At 45.5% G+C, this 22,424-nt stretch carries 20 protein-coding genes; 8 read left to right on the top strand and 12 right to left on the bottom strand.

Going from position 1 to position 22,424, the window contains the following annotated elements:
- The first annotated feature begins 110 nt into the window (after positions 1 to 110).
- Positions 111 to 971: a YihY family inner membrane protein gene (locus J8N69_RS13110; protein WP_168823029.1), complete on the top strand. Its 861-nt coding sequence runs from the start codon at positions 111 to 113 to the stop codon at positions 969 to 971.
- A 37-nt stretch (positions 972 to 1,008) separates the two neighbouring features.
- Positions 1,009 to 1,557, top strand: coding sequence for a hypoxanthine-guanine phosphoribosyltransferase (locus J8N69_RS13105; protein ID WP_168823027.1), 549 nt, complete (start codon positions 1,009 to 1,011; stop codon positions 1,555 to 1,557).
- Positions 1,558 to 1,628: 71 nt separating this feature from the next.
- Here the strand turns inward: J8N69_RS13105 and sthA are convergent, their stop codons facing one another.
- The 9 genes from sthA to J8N69_RS13060 all read right to left on the bottom strand — a co-directional run bounded on the left by sthA (position 1,629) and on the right by J8N69_RS13060 (position 10,264).
- Entirely contained in the window at positions 1,629 to 3,023 is a 1,395-nt protein-coding gene (gene sthA / locus J8N69_RS13100; RefSeq protein ID WP_168823025.1) for a Si-specific NAD(P)(+) transhydrogenase, read from the bottom strand.
- Positions 3,024 to 3,044: 21 nt separating this feature from the next.
- On the bottom strand, positions 3,045 to 3,278 hold the full coding sequence (nqrM, locus tag J8N69_RS13095; RefSeq protein ID WP_168823023.1) for a (Na+)-NQR maturation NqrM: 234 nt from the start codon (positions 3,276 to 3,278) through the stop codon (positions 3,045 to 3,047).
- Between the two features lie 39 nt (positions 3,279 to 3,317).
- A complete protein-coding gene (locus tag J8N69_RS13090) occupies positions 3,318 to 4,331 on the bottom strand; it encodes an FAD:protein FMN transferase (RefSeq protein WP_168823021.1) in 1,014 nt (337 codons plus the stop codon).
- 62 nt (positions 4,332 to 4,393) lie between these two features.
- Complete coding sequence (nqrF, locus tag J8N69_RS13085; protein WP_168823019.1) at positions 4,394 to 5,620, bottom strand: NADH:ubiquinone reductase (Na(+)-transporting) subunit F; 1,227 nt, start codon at positions 5,618 to 5,620, stop codon at positions 4,394 to 4,396.
- A gap of 42 nt (positions 5,621 to 5,662) precedes the next feature.
- Positions 5,663 to 6,271 carry an NADH:ubiquinone reductase (Na(+)-transporting) subunit E gene (nqrE, locus tag J8N69_RS13080; protein ID WP_168823018.1) on the bottom strand — a complete coding sequence of 203 codons (609 nt, stop codon included), beginning with the start codon at positions 6,269 to 6,271 and terminating at the stop codon, positions 5,663 to 5,665.
- Positions 6,272 to 6,934: an NADH:ubiquinone reductase (Na(+)-transporting) subunit D gene (locus tag J8N69_RS13075; protein WP_168823016.1), complete on the bottom strand. Its 663-nt coding sequence runs from the start codon at positions 6,932 to 6,934 to the stop codon at positions 6,272 to 6,274.
- A complete protein-coding gene (locus J8N69_RS13070; protein ID WP_168823014.1) occupies positions 6,934 to 7,734 on the bottom strand; it encodes a Na(+)-translocating NADH-quinone reductase subunit C in 801 nt (266 codons plus the stop codon). Before J8N69_RS13070 ends, J8N69_RS13075 begins: the two co-directional genes overlap by 1 nt.
- A complete protein-coding gene (locus J8N69_RS13065; protein WP_168823012.1) occupies positions 7,727 to 8,923 on the bottom strand; it encodes an NADH:ubiquinone reductase (Na(+)-transporting) subunit B in 1,197 nt (398 codons plus the stop codon). The genes J8N69_RS13070 and J8N69_RS13065 overlap by 8 nt, the downstream gene beginning before the upstream one ends.
- A 3-nt stretch (positions 8,924 to 8,926) precedes the next feature.
- On the bottom strand, positions 8,927 to 10,264 hold the full coding sequence (locus J8N69_RS13060; RefSeq protein ID WP_168823010.1) for a Na(+)-translocating NADH-quinone reductase subunit A: 1,338 nt from the start codon (positions 10,262 to 10,264) through the stop codon (positions 8,927 to 8,929).
- Between the two features lie 541 nt (positions 10,265 to 10,805).
- Between J8N69_RS13060 and folX the strand changes: the two genes are divergently transcribed.
- The 3 genes from folX to J8N69_RS13045 are packed head-to-tail and all read left to right on the top strand — an operon-like array spanning position 10,806 to position 15,369.
- Positions 10,806 to 11,168 carry a dihydroneopterin triphosphate 2'-epimerase gene (gene folX / locus J8N69_RS13055; protein WP_211084873.1) on the top strand — a complete coding sequence of 121 codons (363 nt, stop codon included), beginning with the start codon at positions 10,806 to 10,808 and terminating at the stop codon, positions 11,166 to 11,168.
- Positions 11,169 to 11,185: 17 nt separating this feature from the next.
- A complete protein-coding gene (gene mfd / locus J8N69_RS13050; RefSeq protein WP_168823008.1) occupies positions 11,186 to 14,599 on the top strand; it encodes a transcription-repair coupling factor in 3,414 nt (1,137 codons plus the stop codon).
- On the top strand, positions 14,596 to 15,369 hold the full coding sequence (locus J8N69_RS13045) for a hypothetical protein (protein ID WP_168823006.1): 774 nt from the start codon (positions 14,596 to 14,598) through the stop codon (positions 15,367 to 15,369). The genes mfd and J8N69_RS13045 overlap by 4 nt, the downstream gene beginning before the upstream one ends.
- 110 nt (positions 15,370 to 15,479) lie before the next feature.
- Here J8N69_RS13045 and sohB read toward each other — a convergent pair whose 3' ends face one another.
- Positions 15,480 to 16,526, bottom strand: coding sequence for a protease SohB (gene sohB, locus J8N69_RS13040; protein ID WP_168823004.1), 1,047 nt, complete (start codon positions 16,524 to 16,526; stop codon positions 15,480 to 15,482).
- Between the two features lie 248 nt (positions 16,527 to 16,774).
- Here sohB and nhaB point away from each other — a divergent pair, with 248 nt between their 5' ends.
- Positions 16,775 to 18,277, top strand: coding sequence for a sodium/proton antiporter NhaB (nhaB, locus tag J8N69_RS13035; protein ID WP_168823002.1), 1,503 nt, complete (start codon positions 16,775 to 16,777; stop codon positions 18,275 to 18,277).
- Between the two features lie 142 nt (positions 18,278 to 18,419).
- Here nhaB and J8N69_RS13030 read toward each other — a convergent pair whose 3' ends face one another.
- Positions 18,420 to 18,659 (bottom strand): GlsB/YeaQ/YmgE family stress response membrane protein, encoded by a 240-nt coding sequence (locus J8N69_RS13030; RefSeq protein WP_168823000.1) that lies wholly within the window; start codon positions 18,657 to 18,659, stop codon positions 18,420 to 18,422.
- A gap of 217 nt (positions 18,660 to 18,876) precedes the next feature.
- Here J8N69_RS13030 and J8N69_RS13025 point away from each other — a divergent pair, with 217 nt between their 5' ends.
- On the top strand, positions 18,877 to 19,560 hold the full coding sequence (locus J8N69_RS13025) for a P-loop NTPase family protein (protein WP_168822999.1): 684 nt from the start codon (positions 18,877 to 18,879) through the stop codon (positions 19,558 to 19,560).
- A gap of 127 nt (positions 19,561 to 19,687) precedes the next feature.
- Here J8N69_RS13025 and J8N69_RS13020 read toward each other — a convergent pair whose 3' ends face one another.
- Positions 19,688 to 20,551 carry an isocitrate lyase/PEP mutase family protein gene (locus J8N69_RS13020; RefSeq protein WP_168822997.1) on the bottom strand — a complete coding sequence of 288 codons (864 nt, stop codon included), beginning with the start codon at positions 20,549 to 20,551 and terminating at the stop codon, positions 19,688 to 19,690.
- Positions 20,552 to 21,086: 535 nt separating this feature from the next.
- On the opposite strand from J8N69_RS13020, the gene J8N69_RS13015 reads away from it, so the two are divergent.
- On the top strand, positions 21,087 to 22,373 hold the full coding sequence (locus tag J8N69_RS13015; RefSeq protein WP_168822995.1) for a cation:proton antiporter: 1,287 nt from the start codon (positions 21,087 to 21,089) through the stop codon (positions 22,371 to 22,373).
- Positions 22,374 to 22,424: the final 51 nt, after the last annotated feature.

The following is a 22,424-nucleotide window of genomic DNA, read 5'->3' as shown; positions in this document are numbered from 1 at the left end:
TGATATCGTATAGGCTTCATTTAACAGCGCCAAAAAACGCCCTTAAACAGCGCCAAATAACCACCTTTAACAAAGCCAAACAACTATCTTTCTAACAGAGCTAAATAACCATGCCAGAACGCCTTCTTTATCTACTACTCACGCTCAAACGTTATGGACACCTGACAATAGCACGCTACCAAAACAGCAACCTCTCCCAAAGAGCGGCACAACTCACTTTATCCAGTCTGCTTGCAGCGGTTCCTATCATCACCATTATCGCCGGTATACTCAGCTTTACCCCAGCCCTAGAAAGCATGCAAAATCAGTTATTTCAGCTTCTTGAGCAACATCTGGCGCCCGGTTCGAGCGACATCATTTTACCCTACTTAATACAGTTTTCAGCGCAAACCAAAAACCTTCCCATTGCAGGGCTGATCGCTTTATTTTTAACCGCCCTACTGTTATTAAACAGCTTTGAAAACAGCGTACAATCAATTTGGGAGATAAAAAAGCCACGCAAACTAAGAGAACGATTATTAACCTACTGGGCCATACTGACGTTAGGGCCTATTATTTTCGCCGCCTCTTTGAGCCTTTACGGCACACTCATCTCCATGCAATTACAGAATACAGAAGCCAACAACTGGCTTAACAACCTACTAGAACTCGGCACCATAACACTGTATTTCCTAATGCTTCTAACACTAAACTTTTTAACACCAAACGCTGATGTCTCGATAAAATGGGCATCAATATCCGCCTTGGCTGGCAGCCTAGGGCTTTACATTTTAAACACGCTATTTGGCTCTTTTGCACAATTCTTTGCGGGCTATCAAGTTGTTTATGGCGCATTTGCCGCCATCCCTATTTTTCTCATCTGGCTACAAAGTTCATGGCTGATTGTCTTGGCGTCTATTTGCTTATGCGCCACATTGCACAATATAAAAAATATCGCACAAGATAAAAACTTAGCATCTGGTCAAGATTAATGTAAAATCCCGCCAATTTTCTACAACAGGGCAACTCATGACAACTATCAACGAACTAAACAAAATCCTAAGTGAAGCAGATTGCTTAGTCGACGAAGCAAAACTCAATGAAGCCCTCGATAAAATGGCCGCACAAATATCAGCCGACCTTGCGGACAAACTGCCACTCGTTTTATGCGTCATGAACGGCGGCCTAGTACCAACAGCGGCCTTAATAGAGCGCCTAGATTTTCCGTTAGAGCTTGATTATATACACGCCACACGCTACGGAATGGAAACAGAGGGCGCCTCCCTTAACTGGCTTAGCTACCCACAAACCAGCCTAAAAGACAGACACATCCTAGTGATTGATGACATTTTTGACCAAGGACACACCCTTGAAGCAATCGTCAATTGGCTTGAAACACAAACGGCGAGCAGTGTTTATACCGCAACCGTCATCAATAAATTACACGACCGTAAAACCAATATGGTGCCAGACTATGTTGGTACAGACGTTGTAGATCGCTTTCTATTTGGTTATGGCATGGACTACAAAGGCTTTTTTAGAAATCTAAAAGGCATTTACGCCATCAAAGGCAGCTAATTAAAAAAACAGAAACTGAGAACAAAAAAAATGCCCGCTTTAAAGCGGGCATTTTTTATAGCCAATAACAATCAGAAAACTCGGTTAAATCCATTCAGCGCCGCCACTCGATACGCTTCCGCCATAGTCGGGTAGTTGAACGTCGTATTGAGAAAATACTTGAGTGTATTTTGCTCACCTGGCTGCTTCATAATGGCTTGACCAATGTGCACAATCTCCGACGCTTGGTCACCAAAACAGTGAATGCCTAGTAATTCCAATGACTCACGATGAAATAGGATTTTCAACATCCCCACCGCTTCGCCTGTAATTTGAGCTCGCGCCGTATTTTTAAAGAAAGCCCGCCCAACTTCATAAGGCACTTTTTCAGCCGTTAATTCAGCTTCTGTTTTGCCAACGGAGCTTATTTCAGGAATGGTATAAATGCCTGTTGGCACCTCACTGATAAACTCACCACCCGCCAAGCCAAACATGTTCGCCGCGGCAGCACGACCTTGATCATAGGCCGCACTCGCCAAACTCGGCCAACCAATAACATCACCTGCAGCATAGACAGTTTCAACCTGAGTTTGGTAGGTATCATTCACCGCTAACTGACCTCGAGCATTGGCTTCTAAGCCAATCGCTTGCAAAGCCAAACTATCGGTATTACCGGAACGGCCATTACAGAACAACAAAGCGTCAGCGCGTATCTTTTTGCCAGACGCCATGTGCATCACCACACCACGCTCTGTCGTTTCAACCGAGTCATAAGTTTCGTTATGGCGAATAAGCACACCACCATCACGCAAATGATAACTCAAGGCATCGGTTATTTCGTCGTCCAAAAAGCTCAATAATTTTTTCGCTGGATTAATCAGCTCAACCCGAACTCCTAGGCCACAGAAAATAGACGCGTATTCACAACCAATCACACCCGCGCCATAAATAATCAAAGAGCGTGGAGTATGGCTTAGACTCAAAATGGTGTCGGAGCAATAAATTCGCGGATGAGAAAAATCGATATCGGCGGGACGATAAGGACGAGAACCGGTCGCTATGACGACTTTTTTCGCCACCAACAACTCGGGACCTTTCTCATAAGTATTCACTTCAATGGTGTTCACATCCTTGAACTTACCTTTACCAAAGTAAATATCAATTTTATTACGCGCATAATATTCCGTTCGCCCCATTACCTGTTGGTCGATAACCTTATTGGCGCGGTCTAGTACTTTTGGAAAAGAAAACCAACGAGGCTCACCAATGTCCCGGAACATAGGGTTGGTATTAAAAGCAATGATTTCTTTAACAGCATGACGTAATGCTTTTGATGGAATAGTGCCTAAATGCGTACAACTACCACCGACTTGCGAGCTAGCCTCAACAACGGCTACTTTTTTGCCTGCTTTCGCCGCGCTCATCGCCGCGCCTTCTCCGGCAGGGCCTGTTCCCAGAACCACGACATCATAATGTCTTGTTGTCATAATAGCCTCTTTGCTGTTCAATTATTTGCTTGCGTCATAAAACGTGTCTTCAGAGCGTGTTTCTGCGACATTTTTCTTCGTCTCTTTCTCACATCTGCCTTTATCGCCACCACAAATATCGCACGCCACTTCCATACCTAAAGAGCTCATACCACCGCATGAACCAGAAATCGGCTTTCTTCCCATCAATACACCAACCGACATTGCCGCAACCAACAACAGCATCAGGATAAATGCCAAAACAATCGTCAACATAACTTTCCTCCTAAGGAAAAAAATACAATAACAAGGCGCCTACTTTAAATAGGTTTTAAACGCATCGGACGGACGTTCTTCAAAACCAAAATCGGTTTTCACCAGCAAATACGCGGCGATACCATTCTTCTGAGCGAATTCATAACCTAGCTCGGGGCCAAGTACAGTAATCGCCGTAGCAAGCCCATCCGCCATAGTAGCGGTTTGATCTATGATAGTAACCGATACCAAACGGTGGGTTATCGGTCTTCCAGTCAGCGGGCTGATCGTATGAGAGTAACGCACCCCGCCCGCTTCAAAATAGTTTCTATAATCACCCGATGTCGCCATCGCAATATCGGTGACAGAGACAATTCGCTCCGCGATATTGTGTCCACCCGCTGGGCTTTCTATTGCGATTCGCCAAGGCGTATCATCAGGCTTCATCCCTTTAGATGCAATATCACCGCCCACCTCGACCAAATAACTCTCAATGCCTTTCTCTTTCAACACATTGGCCACCGCATCCACACCATATCCTTTGGCAATGGACGATAAATCCACATAGATTTCTTTCTCTTTACTTAAAAGGCGACCATCGAGTGTTAAGTGTTGATAACCAACCCGTGATTTTGCGTCTTCAATCACCGCCTGAGTCGGCACTTTATCTTCACGCTGTCCCGGGCCAAACCCCCAAATATTGACCAAAGGCCCGACAGTCACATCATATTGACCATCTGTCATATCGCTTATTAGCAAAGCCTTGTCGATTACATACGCCATATCTTCGCTTATCGTTAGCGATTGCCCTGCGGCTAATTTATTAAATTCAGACAGTTCTGAATTAGGGTCATATGTTGACATCAGCTTATTGACTCTAAACAACGCCGCGTCAACGTCGTCCTTCACATCCCGAGACTGCTTCACATCCTCAGTCGTGTAAAATTTCACTGTATAGGTAGTGCCCATCGTCGGGCCGGAGAAACTCACTAATTCTGGAGTAAACACAGAAAGTCGGTAAAAAACAGCAACAATGATCAGCAGACAAACCGAGAACAATATTTTTTTACGCATAAAAAGTCTTTTTAATCGCCAATAAAACAAAGACCCACCAATTGGTGGGTCTTTATTAAGTGCTAGCCACCGAAATCATCTAACAAGATGTTTTCTTTTTCGACACCTAGATCTTCTAACATCTTAATCACAGACGCGTTCATCATTGGAGGTCCACACATATAGAACTCACAATCTTCCGGCGCCGGGTGATCTTTTAGATAGCTGTCGTAAAGAACATTATGGATAAAGCCAGTCTTACCTTCCCAGTTATCTTCGGGCTGAGGATCAGAAAGCGCCAAATGCCATTTGAAGTTTTCATTCTCTTCCTGAAGCTTATCGTATTCTTCCACGTAGAAGGCTTCACGTACGCTACGAGCACCGTACCAGAAGGAAATCTTACGCTTAGAATTAAGACGTTTAAGCTGATCAAAGATATGCGAACGCATTGGCGCCATACCAGCACCACCACCAACAAACACCATCTCAGCATCGGTATCTTTAGCAAAAAACTCACCAAAAGGACCGTACACTTTGATCTTATCGCCTGGCTTAAGGCTGAACACATAAGAAGACATTTGACCTGGCGGCAAGTCATCTTTGCCTGGAGGCGGAGAAGCAATACGAATATTAAACTTAACAACGCCTCTTTCTTCAGGGTAGTTGGCCATCGAATAAGCACGGATAACGGTTTCATCTACCTTAGAAACAAACTTCCAAAGGTTAAATTTATCCCAATCACCACGATATTCTTCTTCGATATCAAAGTCTTTGTAATGCACAGTATGCGCTGGCGCTTCTAACTGCACATAACCACCCGCACGGAAGTTGACGCTTTCGCCTTCAGGCAATTTCAACGTCAATTCTTTGATGAAGGTAGCGAGGTTAGGGTTAGACTCAACCGTACATTCCCACGCTTTAACACCGAAAACCTCTTCTGGCACCTCTACATCCATGTCTTGTTTCACCGAAACTTGACAGGATAAGCGATAGCCTTCTTTCTCGTCGCGGCGAGTAAAATGAGATTGCTCCGTGGATAACATAGAGCCACCACCACTCATCACCTTACATTTACACTGGGCACAAGTACCACCACCACCACACGCGGAGGATAGAAAAACACCACTGTTTGCCAAAGTTTGAAGTAACTTACCGCCTGCAGGCGCCGTCACTTCTTTTTCACCATTGATGCGGATTGTCACGTCACCAGTACTTACCAAGCGCGCACGAGCAGCAAGGATAATTGCCACTAGCACCAGCACGATAGCTGTGAACATCACCACACCTAGAATAATTTCTAAGTTGACCATGTTAGTTAAACCTTATTCTTGGTTGCCTCAATGTGCGGCTTATTAAAGCTGCACACCCGAAAATGACATAAAACCTAAACTCATCAACCCAACAGTGATAAAAGTGATACCAAGACCACGCAATCCTACCGGAACATCTGAATATTTAAGTTTTTCACGAATACCAGCGAGCGCAGCGATAGCAAGCGCCCAACCAACACCAGCACCTACACCGTAAACAAGACTTTCACTAAAGTTGTAATCTCGTTCCACCATGAACAAAGAAGCCCCCATGATGGCACAGTTCACTGTGATCAACGGTAGGAATACGCCTAGTGCGTTGTATAAAGCAGGCATATATTTATCTAACGTCATTTCCAATATCTGAACCACAGCAGCGATAACACCGATGTAGCTCAATAGACCTAGAAAGCTTAAATCTACGCCCGGTAAGCCGGCCCATTCAAGCGCGCCGTCTGCCAAAAGGTTTTGATACAACAAGTTATTAAGCGGAACCGTAATGGCCAAGATAACAACAACGGCAATCCCCAAACCTATGGCCGTTTCGACTTTTTTGGACAAAGCCAAAAAAGTACACATGCCAAGGAAGAAAGCCAACGCCATGTTTTCAACAAAAACGGCTTTAATAAACAGACTGATTAAATGTTCCATTTATAGTGCCTCCTGAGAACGAGAATTTGCCGCAATTTTAAATTCGGGCGCTTCAACTTGTTCTTTTTTGTAAGAACGCAAGACCCAAATCACCAAGCCAATAACAAAGAACGCACTCGGTGGAAGCAACATCAAACCATTTGGCTGGTACCAGCCACCATTTTGAACGGTAGCAAAGATCTCAACACCAAACAGCTTACCGGCGCCCAACAGCTCGCGGAAAAAACCAACCACCAGCAACATTGCGCTGTAGCCTAAGCCATTACCGATACCATCAACAAAGCTGATCACTGGGCCATTTTTCATGGCAAATGCTTCTGCACGACCCATTACGATACAGTTGGTGATAATCAGGCCAACAAACACCGAAAGCTGCTTACTAATTTCAAAAGCAAATGCCTTCAAAATTTGATCGACCACAATAACCAAGGAAGCAATAATGATCATCTGCACAATGATACGAATGCTGTTTGGTATGTGATTACGAATAATCGCAATGAAAAAGTTAGAAAAAGCCGTTACCGAGGTCAAGGCAATCGCCATAACCAAACTAACACTCAAACTACTTGTTACGGCCAAGGCCGAGCAAATACCCAAGATTTGCAGCGCAATCGGGTTATTCGCAAGAATTGGCCCAAAAAGAACTTTTCTCATATCAGACATTATTGAACTCCTTCGCTACGCAGCTGCGACAAGAATGGCCCAAAAGCTTCTTGACCCAACCAGTATTGAACAAGATGAGTTACCCCACGGCTGGTCAATGTTGCACCAGACAGACCATCCACCTTGTACATTGCCTTCGGATCAGAGCTGTCTACACTGCTTTTGGCAAGCTCAATAACCGCTTCGCCTTGCTCATTGTAAACTTTCTTATCTACCCACTGTGCCTTCCAATTAGGGTTGTCTACTTCACCACCTAACCCAGGTGTTTCACCTTGGTCATAAAAACCAAAGCCAAGCACGGTATTGAAGTCATTTTGCAGAGCCATAAAGCCATACATGGTTGACCATAAGCCATAACCATGGACTGGCAGAATAATACGTTCAATATCATCACCAGACTTCACAAGATACACCGCCGAAAAGTTTGAACGACGCTTAATACCGGCAGGATCTTCATCACCGCTCAGTGCCACCGACAACTGAGGATCTTTGGCAGCGGCCTGTTGATCAAATGTCGCGGCATTAATGCCCGCAGACTGCAACTCGTCTTGCGTCGCAAACTTGCCCGTTTGCAAATTAACAATTCGAGTTTCAACCGTTTCAAAGATTTCATCAACCGTTTTACCCGGCTCAAGCATGCCCGCAGCCGATAAGATATTGCGTTTACGGTCTAAATCTTTGTTCGCTTTCTGAATAGGCTTAAGGCCCACTGCGGCGGCGGCGACAAAAATAGAACAAACCAAACATAGAGCTAAAGCCACTATGATGGTCTTTTTAATACTATCGTTACTGCTAGCCATTGCGTGCAATCCTCCGTTTAATGTTTGCCTGAACAACAAAGTGGTCAATAAATGGCGCAAACAAATTCACAAATAGAATCGCCAACATCATACCTTCTGGATAAGCAGGGTTAACAACACGAATTAACACAACCATTATCCCAATCAAGGCACCGTAGAACCACTTACCATGATTTGTCATTGACGCCGAAACAGGGTCTGTTGCCATGTACATCATACCAAAAGCAAAACCACCCAAAACTAGGTGCCAATACCACGGCGTAGCAAACATAGGATTCGAATCAGAACCAATCATATTAAACAAGGCAGAAGTCAGCACCATACCCAGCATGACACCAGCGACAATTCGCCACGCTGCGATTCGCATCACTAACAATGCCCCACCGCCGATAAGAATCGCCAAGGTAGAGGTTTCCCCCATTGAGCCTTGAACGAAGCCAAAGAAAGCATCAGACCATGTAACGCTCAAACCCGAAACACCGCCCACGGCAAGCTGACTTAGCGCGGTTGCACCAGAAAAGCCATCTACAGCAGTCCAAACTGCATCACCAGACATAGACGCTGGGTACGCAAAGAATAGGAAGGCACGACCCGCCAAAGCAGGGTTCAAGAAGTTCTTACCCGTTCCACCAAAGACTTCTTTTGCCAGTACAACACCAAAGGTAATACCCAAGGCCACCTGCCATAAAGGCACAGTTGCAGGCAATGACAAAGCGAATAAGATAGAGGTCACAAAGAAGCCTTCGTTCACTTCATGCTTACGCACCGAAGCAAACAACACTTCCCAAAAACCACCCACCACGAAAGTCACAAGATAAATCGGCAAAAAGTACATTGCGCCGTAAATCATGTTATCCAATACGCTGGAAGCATCGTAATTGGTTAAACCGCCAATAACAGCATGACGCCAAGAGTCTGCCGCGGTAACGCCCATGACATCCATTGCCGTATTCGCTTGCAAACCAATATTGTACATACCAAAAAACATGGCTGGAAATGTGCACATCCACACCAAAATCATAATACGCTTCATGTCCACGGCATCGCGAACGTGTGAGCCATTTTTGGTGACGGAACTTGGTCGATAAAAAATGGTGTCTACGGCTTCATAGAGCGCATACCACTTTTCGTATTTACCACCTGAATGAAACTCAGGCTCCATTTTGTCGAGTACTTTTCTAAGCCCCATGGATTAACCCTCTTTCTCTATTAGAGTGAGACAATCACGAAGGATCGGGCCATATTCGAACTTACCTGAACAACTGTAAGTACATAAAGCCAAATCTTCTTCATCCAACTCAAGCGCGCCCAGTTTTTGAGCTTGCTCGGTATCGTTCACAACCAATGCGCGAAGCAACTGAGTTGGAAGAATATCAAGCGGAATAAGACGCTCAAAGTTTCCTAGCGGCAACATAGTACGGTCACTACCGTTTGTCGTCGTTGTCATATCAAATGACTTTTTACCCGTCAGCTTGGACAAGAACACATTCATAATGGAGTGTTTTTCCGTCCCCGCGCGCAGGTAATGCATAATTTGACGCTCACGACCTTCAAGCAAAACAGACACTTGACTGTGGTAGCGACCTAAGAAAGCAAACGGCCCAAAAGCATTGCGACCCGATAAAACCGACCCTGAGATGACGCGATTGTCACCCTCAGCCAATTCGCCATAGGTCACATCATCCAAGTTTGCTCCGACTTGCGTACGAACTAAACGAGGGTTCTTAACCTGAGGTCCCGCCAAAGCAACCACACGCTCGACAGACAGTTCACCTGTTACAAAAAGCTTGCCGATCGCAACAACGTCTTGGTAATTGATCGACCAAACCGTCTTTTTGTCACTCACTGGATCAAGGAAATGTATGTGCGTGCCCGCTAAACCGGCAGGATGTATACCAGAGAACTCTTCAACCGTGACATCAGAGATGGTAGGGATTTTGGCGCCAGCAGCTTTACACAAAAACACCTTACCTTCGGTCAAACGCGTCAACACAGTCAAACCATCAGCAAAGGCTTCCGCTTGCTCAGCAAGCACCACTTCTGGCGAAGCCGCTAACGGATTGGTATCGATTGCCGTCACGAAAATAGAGCTTGGAACTGACGCGACTTCAGGTACTTTCGAAAAGGGACGCGTGCGCAATGCTGTCCATAATCCAGATTCAACCAGATTGTCCACAACTTTGCTGCGTTCTAAAGACTTTAACTCAGACCCAGAATAAGAAGAAAAGGCTACTGACTCATCGCCTTCAACACGAATAACCAATGATTGAAAAACACGTTTCCCACCACGGTTGATGGCGATCACGGTGCCTGCAGCAGGCGCCGTATACTTAACCCCTTCCGTCTTTTTATCTGTAAAGATCACTTGACCTTTTTTAACTTTATCCCCTTCCGTGACTAGCATGGTGGGTTTCATACCATGGAAGTCAGGACCAATAACAGCCACTGTTTTTGCGTTAGCAGCTTTATCAATCACTTGATTGGGAGCGCCTGAAATCGGAAGATTTAGGCCTTTTGTAATTTTATACATATGTTCTGCCCAACAATAAATTGAACACAAAAGCGTAATGCGTGGTGCTCGTACCCCCCTCCGGGAAAACATGTACTCACTAACAACTAAAATAGTCAGCTAATTGTAAAACCAACCAACGTTAAGATAATTGTAAAACGCAAACTCACTTCACCAAAAAACCGCCGTATTATAAAGGTCATTGCCTGACTTGACCAGCTCATGGCACCGACTTTGCGCATCAACTTTTATCTAAAAGCACCACATCTTCCTTATTGAAAGGCTTTCAGCCTGATAAAAACCTTATTTTTTGTTGTTTTATTACGACCTAACCATGACAACATCCAAACCAAGTAATCCAAAAGGCATATTGAGACAGTATGTATTGATATTGTATGTATTGAGACGGTACATAGAGGCGACTTGCTTTCAACAGACTAAAAACTTTCAACAGACTAAAGGCCGGCCGCCATAGTTTAACCGACATAGTGTCACCGCCAGTTGCCATACTTAATTGAAAACGACACAATATTGCCCAGGCAATAAACATGGAAACACAACAATGATTAAGCCAGACGCACAGATCCACATCAAAAACTTACGTTTACGGACCTACATTGGGTTTAACGAAGCGGAAAAAGCCAACAAACAAGACATTGTTATCAATGCTTGGATACACTACCCCGCCGCTAAAGCGTATGATACGGATGATGTGGACAATGCCGTTAACTACCGATCAATTTGTAAAGACATGATAGCCCATGCAGAGAACCATCGCTTTTTGTTACTAGAAAAGCTTACCGCCGACCTACTTGAGCTTTGTATGGCGCCAGATAATGTCACCTTTGCTAAAGTGGAAGTCGCGAAACCCCATGCCCTGCGTTTTGCCGACTCTGTCTCCTTAACCCTGTCCGCTACTAGATAGAGATTAATACACCCAATATGTCACAAACCGTATCCCTTACCATAAAACCAGGCTTCAAGAATGTGATCAATGGCCTAGATGGAAGCCGCAAAGCCCTGCAGCTGCTTGCCATCGCATCACATCATAAGCAGCCTATTTTATTCATGGCCAACACAGTCGCAGAGCTCAATGAACTGGAAGACGAAATTCAATTTCTCAACCAAAACAAAAGAGAACTGCTCAGGTTTAGTGATTGGGAAACCCTACCCTACGATGCGTTTTCACCCCACCAAGACATCGTATCGCAACGCCTAGAAACGCTCGCAAAACTAAGCGAAACGCAAACCCCCATTGTACTCAGCACCGTTGCCTCTTGCTTAACGCGCCTCTGCCCGAAACAACACCTAGACGCACAGCGCTTTCACCTGCAAGAAGGACAAGAACTTCCGCTTGAGCAACTCTCGAGAAAACTCAGCAATGCTGGCTATTTAAACGTCGACAACGTCCATGAACACGGCGAATACGCCATTCGTGGCGCCTTGATGGACGTCTACCCGATGGGCGCCGACAACCCAATCAGAATCGATTGGTTTGACAACGAAATTGAATCCATTCGTTGGTTTGATCCAGAAACCCAGCGCAGCATTAGCAAAGTCAGCGAAATAAAAATGCTCCCCGCGAAAGAGTTCCCCACCACGACACAGGGAATTCAGCAGTTTCGCCAGGCATTTAGAGAGCGTTTTGATACCGCGCCACTGTCTAGCCCAATCTATCAAGATATCTCCAGCGGGCTCATTCCCGCTGGCATCGAATATTACTTACCGTTATTTTTCACCCAAACCACCAGTGTGTTTGACTATTTGCCCGACAACACCCTAGTGATTCGCTCCGATACTTTTAATGAGCAATTTGCCAGCATCCAACTCGATTTTCGCAGCCGTCACGAGTCGCTCAACTACAATATTGAGCGCCCCATCTTAAAGCCCGATGAAATATGCCTAAGAGAAGACGAGCTTTTTGCCCAACTCAACCAATTCACCAACATTATTTTTTCCGCCACAGGTGAGCACCCTACTTATCGCGCGCCAGCGCTGGTAAAAATCGACTCTAAAGCGGCGCAACCGCTCAATAAATTACACGACTTTTTACAGGAAACCACCGCTCGAGTGCTCATTGTTGCCGAGTCCGCAGGCCGTCGTGAGGCGCTGCTTGAGCTGCTCAAAAAGCACAACATCAAACCCAAACAAGTCGACAACTGGGAAGCCTTCAGCAAATCCACCAAGACACTCGCCATCACCGAAGGCAATATTGGCCGCGGTTTTATCATTGCCGATGAGCTCGTACTCATAGCGGAAAGTGAAATACTAGGCGAGCGTGTTGCCCAGCACCGTAGACGCAACAAACAAAACAATATCAGTGAAGACGCGATCATTCGCAACCTCACCGAGCTAAGACTAAATGCGCCAGTCGTGCACATAGACTATGGGGTTGGCCGCTACCTCGGGCTGACCAACTTGGAAATCGACGGGCAAGAAACAGAACTGCTGACGCTTGGCTATGCCAATGACGCCAAACTCTACGTCCCCGTCTCTTCATTACAATTAATCTCGCGCTACACAGGCGCCGATGAAGACACCGCACCACTGCACAAATTGGGCACCGACAAGTGGAGCGTCGCGAAGCAAAAAGCCGCCGAAAAAGCCCGTGACACCGCCGCCGAGCTACTGGAAATCTACGCCAAACGCGAGGCCCGAGTCGGCCACGCATTTGCCAAACCCGACGACCAATACGAATTGTTTTCAGCGGGTTTTCCGTTTGAAGAAACCCCAGACCAGCAAATGGCCATCGACGCGGTTATGGGCGACATGTCAGCCAAAAAGCCCATGGATCGCCTCGTCTGTGGCGATGTAGGCTTTGGTAAAACAGAAGTTGCCATGCGAGCGGCCTTTCTGGCGGTTCAAGATGGCAAACAAGTCGCGGTGCTTGTGCCCACCACGCTGCTCGCCCAACAACACTATGAGAATTTTTGTGATCGCTTTGCTGACTGGCCAGTCGAAGTCGAATTACTGTCTCGCTTTCGCTCTGGAAAGCAGTCCAACAGCTCAATAGATCGTCTCGAATCAGGCAAAGCAGACATAGTGGTCGGCACCCATAAATTGATCCAAAGTAACATCAAATTTGCCAATCTAGGCTTGGTGATTATTGACGAAGAACACCGCTTTGGCGTCAAACAAAAAGAGCAATTCAAAGCCTTGCGGTCGGAAGTCGACATACTCACGCTGACGGCAACGCCAATCCCAAGAACCCTCAATATGTCGCTGTCTGGCATTCGAGATTTGTCCATCATTGCCACACCGCCAGCTAAGCGTCTGTCCGTCAAAACCTTTATCAAACAAAAAGACGAGCATCAAATAAAAGAAGCCATCTTGCGAGAACTGCATCGTGGTGGACAAGTGTATTACCTACACAATGAAGTACAAACCATCCAAAAAGCCGCCGAAGAACTGGAAGCCTTGATTCCCGAAGCGCGGGCTATTGTTGGTCATGGCCAAATGCGTGAACGAGAGCTCGAACAAGTCATGTCCGATTTCTATCACAAACGCGCCAACGTATTGGTCTGCTCTACCATCATAGAAACCGGTATCGACATTCCCAACGCGAACACCATCATTATTGAACGAGCCGACAAGTTTGGCTTGGCCCAACTTCATCAACTACGAGGTCGGGTAGGTCGATCACATCACCAAGCATACGCCTACTTGCTCACGCCAAATGATCGCAAAGTGACCGGCGACGCTGAAAAACGCCTAGAAGCCATTATGCTTGCCGACAAGCTAGGCGCCGGCTTTACGCTAGCCACTCACGATTTGGAAATTCGTGGCACAGGAGAACTATTGGGTGATGGTCAAAGCGGCCATATTGAGCACGTTGGTTTCTCCCTCTTTATGGACATGCTGGATCGCGCGGTCAAATCCTTAAAAAATGGCGAATCGCCCGATATTGACATAACATCGCCCGCCCAAACTGAAGTCAATTTACGCGTACCAGCCCTCATTCCAGAAGACTATCTTGGCGATGTGCACTCCCGACTGATTCTCTACAAACGCATTGCCAGTGCCACCACCACAGAAGACCTAAAAGACTTACAAGTGGAAATGATTGACCGTTTCGGGCTGTTACCTGACGCGACCAAAAACCTGTTCCGCCAAACAGAATTAAAGCTAAAAGCAGAAAGTCTCGGCATTCATAAAATTGAAGCAAACGCCAAAGAAGGTAAGATTTTCTTCAATAGCAAAACCCCAGTCGATCCGATGAAACTCATTCGACTCATTCAAACCAAACCAGATGTTTACAAGCTAGCTGGCTCTGATACCTTAAAGTTCTTAGCCCAAATGAACAGCGCAGAAGAGCGCTTCCAACACACCACAAAAACCTTGGAATTATTACATTGAAAACACTGATTTTTGTTGTCTTATTAAGCGTCTCATTTACCGGTCGAGCCTTTGCCGACCCCATCGACCCAGATACGGCCAGAGCGTATGAAGGGTATCTGCTCACTTTTCAATGGCCTGAAAGTCAGTCCATTGAGCAAGTAGATTATACCAATTTGCTTGCCACTGACGGCTTTCCCTCCCCACCTCCGCCAAGCCAATCAACCAATAGCGCGATAAACGCAGAGATGGCTTCGCCTTTCGACGCGATTGAAAAAAAGCTCGGCAGACACGTCAAAATACTAACGAATGAGAGATGGGTTCTTATCTTCAAACAGCCAGGCGACAGCATCAAAAAAACATTTCGCAGCTCACAAGAAACAGAAGGTTACCCTGAGTTAACCGGAGATATTTCAATTAAACTAGGCCGTTATCTGGAGTCTAGTATTCACTACCAACACTACTTATTTAACGAACTTGCACCACTTACACAAAACACGCTAATACCCGATGACAACACAGCGTCGTTGTTTTTTTCACCCGCGATACCTTCCACCGACTCAACTAGGTTGAGCCCAGGGTCTGTTCTCACGCTGGAGCAAAGTAACAAAACCGCCAGCAAGAAAATCAATTATTTAGATCACCCGACGATTGGCACCTTACTCTATTTCGAACCCATCGAATTAGCAGACGCAATGGAAAAAATCGTATTGCAAACCTTAACGCCAGAAACGGGGCGCAGCCTGACCTACGAGAAACTGCAAAGCACCAATGAGCTTTCGCCTCGTTAATCAAGCACATAAAAAAAGGGAGGCATGCCACACATGCCTCCCTTTTTCGTTCTCGTTCTATTCTTATCAACAAAAAGCTATCAATAAGTGCTATCGACAAGCCTTAGCCACTAATAGCCACGCGACTGCGCCAACTTTCCCAGCCAAGAGACCGCTTTTTGCTCTAACACCGCAAAAAATGACAAGCCTAAACGCTCCGCCATACCTTTTGGCTGTTTGTAGACAACCTGCACCACATCGGCTTTCTCATAATGAGAGACCAGATAAGCGTCGCTCGTCATGACCACATCCACCAATTTATTGCCCAATGCTTCCGAGCCATACCAGGTTTCACCTGTCGCAATCTCTTCAATGTCTAACTGTGGGCGCTGCGAGGAAACAAAACGCTTAAATAAGCCATGCGTGTCTTCTAAGTCTTGCTTGAACTTTTCACGACCCTCATCGGTATTTTCCCCCAACATGGTCAGCGTGCGCTTATAACGCCCAGCCGTATGAAGCTCCACATCGATCAAACTTTTACCCAACAAACGGTGTACATTAGGAACTTGCGCAACCACACCAATCGACCCCAAAATAGCAAACGGAGCCGCAATAATCTTATCGGCCACACACGCCATCATGTAGCCACCACTGGCCGCCACTTTATCAACACAGATGGTTAACGGAATATGAGCTTCGCGAATACGCTGCAATTGAGACGCCGCCAAGCCATAACCATGCACCACACCGCCACCACTTTCTAAACGAACGACCACTTCATCTTGCGGTGTCGCCACACTAAGAACCGCGGTGATTTCTTCGCGCATTGTATCGACGGCAGATGCCTTTATGTCGCCATCAAAATCCAGCACATAGACACGCTTTTTCGCGCTTTCTTCTACAACACTGTCTTTAGGGGCGTTTTTTTGAGCTTTCTTATCCAGTTTTGTTTGTTTCTTTTTTTCTTTGGCTATATTTTTTAAGGTCTTCTTATCCAATAATTGACGATCCAACTCTGCCTTCATGGCATCGTAGCCTTCATTCAATTTACTCACCGATAAACTGCCCGGCTGTGCCTTGCGCTTGCCGCTGGCGACTATTGCCAACAAAAAGCCAATCACCACAGCGACACTGATCAACTTCAATAAAAAACCCGCATAGTCAGTTAAAAATTCCAACGTTCATTTCCTCTAAATCATCATAAGTTCTTGGCATATTGGGGGTATTTCGACAAAAAACAATCTCTTTTACTGATAAATCACTCTAGATACTGTTCCGTATATGTCTTATTATCTGCACACTTTTGAAAAGCCTCCCTATCACGATCTGCCAAGAAAAATAACAAGATTCTTTTGATTAGCAAAAAACAGAACAATCTTGTTAATTTTTTTGCACATTTTTAGTGCCTTTCTAAAAGGAGTAATCAATGAAACCCTCATTATCCCAGTCGTTTGGACGGAACTTTCTCGGTGCCTCACCGCTCTGGTACAAACAAGTCATCATCGCGTTCTTAATCATAAACCCCATTGTTTTAGTGGTATTAGGGCCGTTCGTCGCAGGCTGGTTGCTGATTATCGAATTTATCTTCACCCTCGCCATGGCATTAAAATGCTACCCCTTACAGCCCGGTGGATTGCTCGCAATCGAGGCGGTGGTACTTGGCCTCACCACTCCCGAAGGTGTGTACACTGAAGTGTCTCATAACATCGAAGTTATCTTGTTATTGATGTTTATGGTGGCCGGCATTTACTTTATGAAAGACATGCTGCTGTTTATCTTCAATAAACTCTTAGTGAAAGTAAAATCGAAAATTGTCATTTCGTTAATTTTTAGCTTTTCCGCAGCACTACTTTCTGCTTTTTTGGACGCGTTAACCGTCACCGCTGTTTTGATCAGCGTTGGCGTCGGCTTTTATTCGGTGTATCACAAGGCCGCTTCCGGCCAAAGCTCCAACAAAAACCATGACCATGGTAAAGACGACACGATTTTGCCAGTCAATACCGAAGACCTAAATGAGTTCCGTTCGTTTTTACGCGACTTATTAATGCATGGCGCCGTCGGCACGGCTCTTGGCGGCGTGTCTACCTTAGTGGGTGAGCCACAAAACCTACTGATCGCTAAAGTCGCAGGATGGGATTTCCTTGAATTTTTCCTGAATGTGGCGCCTGTTTCTATGCCAGTGCTGGTTGCTGGCCTATTGACCGTCGTCGTTTTAGAAAAAACCGCTTGGTTTGACTATGGCGCCCAGCTCCCTGATACCGTTCGAGACATATTGAATAACTTTGAAAAAGAAGAAAGTAAAAAACACACCAACAAAACCAAAGCACAACTGATTGTTCAAGGTGTTGTCGCCATTATTCTGATGCTGTCTCTTGCGTTTCACGTCGCAGAAGTGGGCCTAGTAGGCCTAATGGTGATCGTCTTATTAACCTCCTTTAATGGCATCATTGAAGAGCACCGTATTGGTCACGCATTTGAAGAGTCTTTACCCTTCACCGCGCTATTAGTGGTGTTTTTTACCGTTGTGTCGGTCATTCATGCCCAGCATTTATTTCAACCGGTTATCGACATCGTGCTCAATATGCCTACTGAGCGCCAGCCCATCATGCTTTTCATCGCCAATGGTCTGCTATCAGCCATCAGCGACAACGTGTTTGTTGCAACCGTCTACATCAACGAAATCAAAGCCGCTTTAGACGCTGGTGTCATCACAAGAGAACACTTTGATACACTCGCCGTTGCGGTCAATACAGGTACCAACTTGCCAAGTGTAGCGACACCCAATGGCCAAGCAGCTTTCTTGTTCTTATTAACCTCTGCCATTGCGCCATTGCTACGCTTGTCTTATGGCAAAATGGTTTGGATGGCGCTGCCTTACACCGTTGTCCTGAGTATTGTTGGTGGACTTTGCGTGGTGTATTTTTTATAGCCTAGATACCCGATCAATCGACAGAAAATAGATAAATGAACTCAAAAAAACCGCCAATGATCAAAAAAATCATTGCCGGTTTTTTATTTGTTTACTGTTTTTTTGTCTGTTTACTCACGACAACGAACGAGGTATAGCAAGCTTAAGATTTTGCTAAGCGCACAACATAGAGCAAAATCACCGCCCCGACGGTCGCGGTAACCAAGGACCCCCAAACGCTCCCCGAATGCAAACCAAGCAGCTGAAAAGCAAAGCCCCCAACAAAAGAACCCACCACACCAATAACGATATTGCCGACCAAACCAAAGCCAGACCCCTTCACTAGCTGACCTGCCAACCATCCCGCTAACGCACCAATAACTATAAAAGCCAGTACTTCCATCGTTCTCATCCTTATCCTATGTAATTGTCATTAGCCTAGCATCGATTTAGCTCAGAACATAGCCAAGCCCTACCAAACGAAGGGCGACAGAAATTTCTGTCTGACTTATATTGTATTTATTATCAATACTTCATGCTTTTTCGCTGAAAATTGATAAAGTGTTTTGCTTCAAGCCTTAATAAACATGGTTAGGTTCAACTTTGATGAGGACATTTCAATGGGTCAAGTACATTTTGTAGGCGGTGAAAAAGGCGGTGTTGGCAAATCCATGACGGCACGTGTATTGGCACAATATTATATTGATCACGAACAGCCCTTTTTAGGATTCGACTGCGATGCGTCTCATGCCACGTTTTCACGCTTTTATAGCGAGTTTGCTTCGCCCATTTTGATTGGCGAAGAAGACAGCCTAGACGGCATGTTAGCGGCGATCGAAGCATATCCAGAACGTGATTTGATCATTGACCTAGCCGCTCAGGCCGCTCAGCCACTAGGTAAATGGATTGAAGAAACCGACGTATTTGGCTTGTTAGATGAAATGGGCTATCAAGTCTGCCTTTGGCATGTCATGGACGATGGCGCCGATTCCGTCGCGCTACTAGACGATTTGCTTGACCGCTATACACAACCCTCAGTCGATTTTGTCGTCGTACAAAACCTAGGGCGAGGTACTGATTTTTCTCGTTTTCAAAAATCAGACACCTTTAAAAAAGCCGTGAGTCGTGACGCGTTAATCATTGAATTACCAAAACTACAAAGCAAACTCACCCAAAAAATTGACTTTAATAGCAGCAGCTTTTGGGCCGTAGCAAACGACAAAGGCATTATGAACATTGCCGAACGTCAGCGCATGAAAGTTTGGCTGCGCAACAGCTACGAGCAATTGGCACAACTTGGTTAATAGCGCAGCGCACTGTTAACCAGCAACAAAAAAGCCAACGCGTCACAGGAACGTTGGCTTTTTTATCTGTGCGACTTATTAAGAAAGTGACGTATTTAAAAAAACGACTCAGACAAAGCGCTCTGGTTTATTCTTGAACGTCCATATACTTGTTCGCCCACACTCTATTTTCTTCAAGGGTCGAGTAACGCGTCGACAGCTCTGACGCATTCAAGGTGCCTTCGGCAATACCACGCTGCTCACGCAAACAGTCGTACGTCGCTTTAATCGCAGCAAAATACGCGGCATGGCCATTTACAACGATACGCACACCATTGGCAGCGAGACGCTCACGGTCGCGTAATGCGGGGTTATCGTAAGCCACCAGCATGATTGGAATAGAAATATGCTGGCTAATCTCTTCTAGATGCGCAAAATCACGAATCCCCACCATACAAATGCCATCCACACCCACGGCTTGATAAGCTTTCGCTCGTGAAATGGTTTCTTCCGTGGTCAATTGACCCGCATTGGTACGCGCAATAATACTCATAACGGGGTCGATTCGTGCTTCTAATGCGGCCTTTAGTTTGCCAACGGCTTCTTCCACAGGAATCAAATCGGTCGATTTATGACCGTATTTTGCAGGTAACAAGGTATCTTCAATCGTGAGCGCCGCCACGCCAGCGCGTTCAAGTTCAACAATCGTGCGCATCACATTCAAAGCATTGCCATAGCCATGGTCCGCATCAGCAATAATAGGCAAACGGGCAACACGGCCAATACGAGTCGCTTGCTCAGTAAATTCACTCAAGGTAATCAAGGCAAAGTCGGGGGCCGCCAAGACCTGCAAAGACGCCACAGAGCCACCTAAAATTCCCACTTCAAAACCTAGATCAGCCGCAATACGAGCCGACATAGGGTCAAAAGTAGAAGCCGTGTAGTAGCATTGACCGCTTTTTAATAAGGCACGAAAATCATTGCGTAAATCGTGCTGAGAAGGTGTCGCCATTTATTTACTCCTAAAATATCACCAAATTACACATGGCCAAATTGACGGCAATTATACTCGCCTTGTCAGCAAGCTTCATTACTAACCAACCATTTGGTCATGTTTTGTAACTAAATAACCACAAGAAAAAACCGATCTACTGAGGTTTAATAACAATGACAGGGATTGTGAAAAAAGTGAGGATGATAAAACAGCTATTCAGTGGTGCTGGCAATCAGCCTTATTTCAACCTTCAACCTTCAAACAAGCAATCGAGAAACAGAATAATGACATGGCAAAACGGCATAAAAACGCCTCATTTCTTGTAATTTTCTTACACGACAAACAAAACCAGACGCTAAAAAGCTAAGTTTTGAAATAAAATTTCTTATTTTTTATAAAAATCGCCGTTTTTAGGGATTTTTTTTCGTTTTTAGGGAACTTTTTACATAATGGGTAAGTGACAGGAACACCGCCTAGGGATAACATATCACCCAGCATCCCCCATGCACCCTTTTACGCTTTTCAATCCTACTGATAATGTTAAGGTTCTCAAATGAACGCTTGGTATCTCATCTGCTTTCTCTCGGCATTAGCGATTTTTATCGCTTTTACCAACCAATTTATTCTAAAAATGCAAACAACAATCGCCATTACCACAGGCTCTGTGGTGATCTCCTTGCTGCTGATTATCGCGGTCAAAATGCTGGGGGATGAAAACGCACTGTTTATTACGCAAATCGTTTCTGATATCGATTTTAATAAATTGCTATTAGAAGGCATGTTAGGCTTTTTATTGTTTGCTGGCGCGCTGGAAATTGACCTTGCGGCGCTAAAAAGGCAACGCTGGGAAATCACCGTATTGGTGCTGTTCTCTACCCTAGCCTCCACCTTCCTGATTGGCTACATGAGTTATTACTTATTTGCTCTGCTTAACTTCCCCATTCCGCTAATTTACTGTTTGCTGTTCGGCGCGCTTATCAGCCCGAATGACCCGATTGCCGTACTGGCCATCATCAAACAAATGGGCGCACCGGAAGGTATTTCGATTCAAATCGAAGGGGAATCGCTGTTTAATGATGGGGTCGGTTTGGTTATCTTTACCACGATTTTCTCCGTGGCGTTTTATGGCACAGAGGCCAATTTCCAAGACGTGGCTGAATTATTTTTGGTCGATGCTATTGGCGGTATCTTATTTGGCCTCGTGATCGCCGCGGTGGGTCATATCGTCATCATCAATTGTAAAGACATGAACATTCGCTTACTTGTCACCTTGACCATTCCATCGGCCGGTTTTGCCTTGGCTAATATTTGGGAAATCTCGGGGGCATTGGCCATGGTAACCAGCGGTATTTTGCTTGGTAACATTACTCGGGCCAAGGCATCTGAACGCAATGGGCCAGATGGCACCCGCTATGTGAAAGACTTTTGGCACGCCACGGACAGCTTCTTGAACGCCTTGCTGTTCCTTATAATCGGCATGTTGATTGTCACCATTCCCCTAACATGGGAGGTCATTGGGCTGGGTATCATCATGGTTCCAGTGGTGTTATTTGCGCGTTTTGTGAGTGTCGGTAGCCCTTACCTAGTCTTTAGACGCTTTCGTGAATACGACAAACATTCCGTGAAAATTTTAACCTGGGGCGGTCTACGAGGCGGGTTGGCACTGGCCATGGCAGCGGCTATTCCGACCAATCAATTTAACATTGAAGGCTTAGATCTGCATGATATTATGGTCGTGATCACTTATGTTGTGGTGATTTTCTCCATCATCATTCAGGGCCTCACTATTTCTCCGATGATACAAAGCAGCCTAAAAGCCGCTAAAGAAAAAAACAAATAGCCAGCATCATACTGGTTACGGTGAAAAGGCCAACGCCGCGTTGGCTTTTTC

Source organism: Marinomonas profundi (assembly GCF_020694005.1).
GTDB classification, from domain to species: Bacteria; Pseudomonadota; Gammaproteobacteria; order Pseudomonadales; family Marinomonadaceae; genus Marinomonas; species Marinomonas profundi.
Note: the sequence above shows the minus strand (reverse complement) of the source record. Positions and strands in the feature narration are given on the sequence as shown.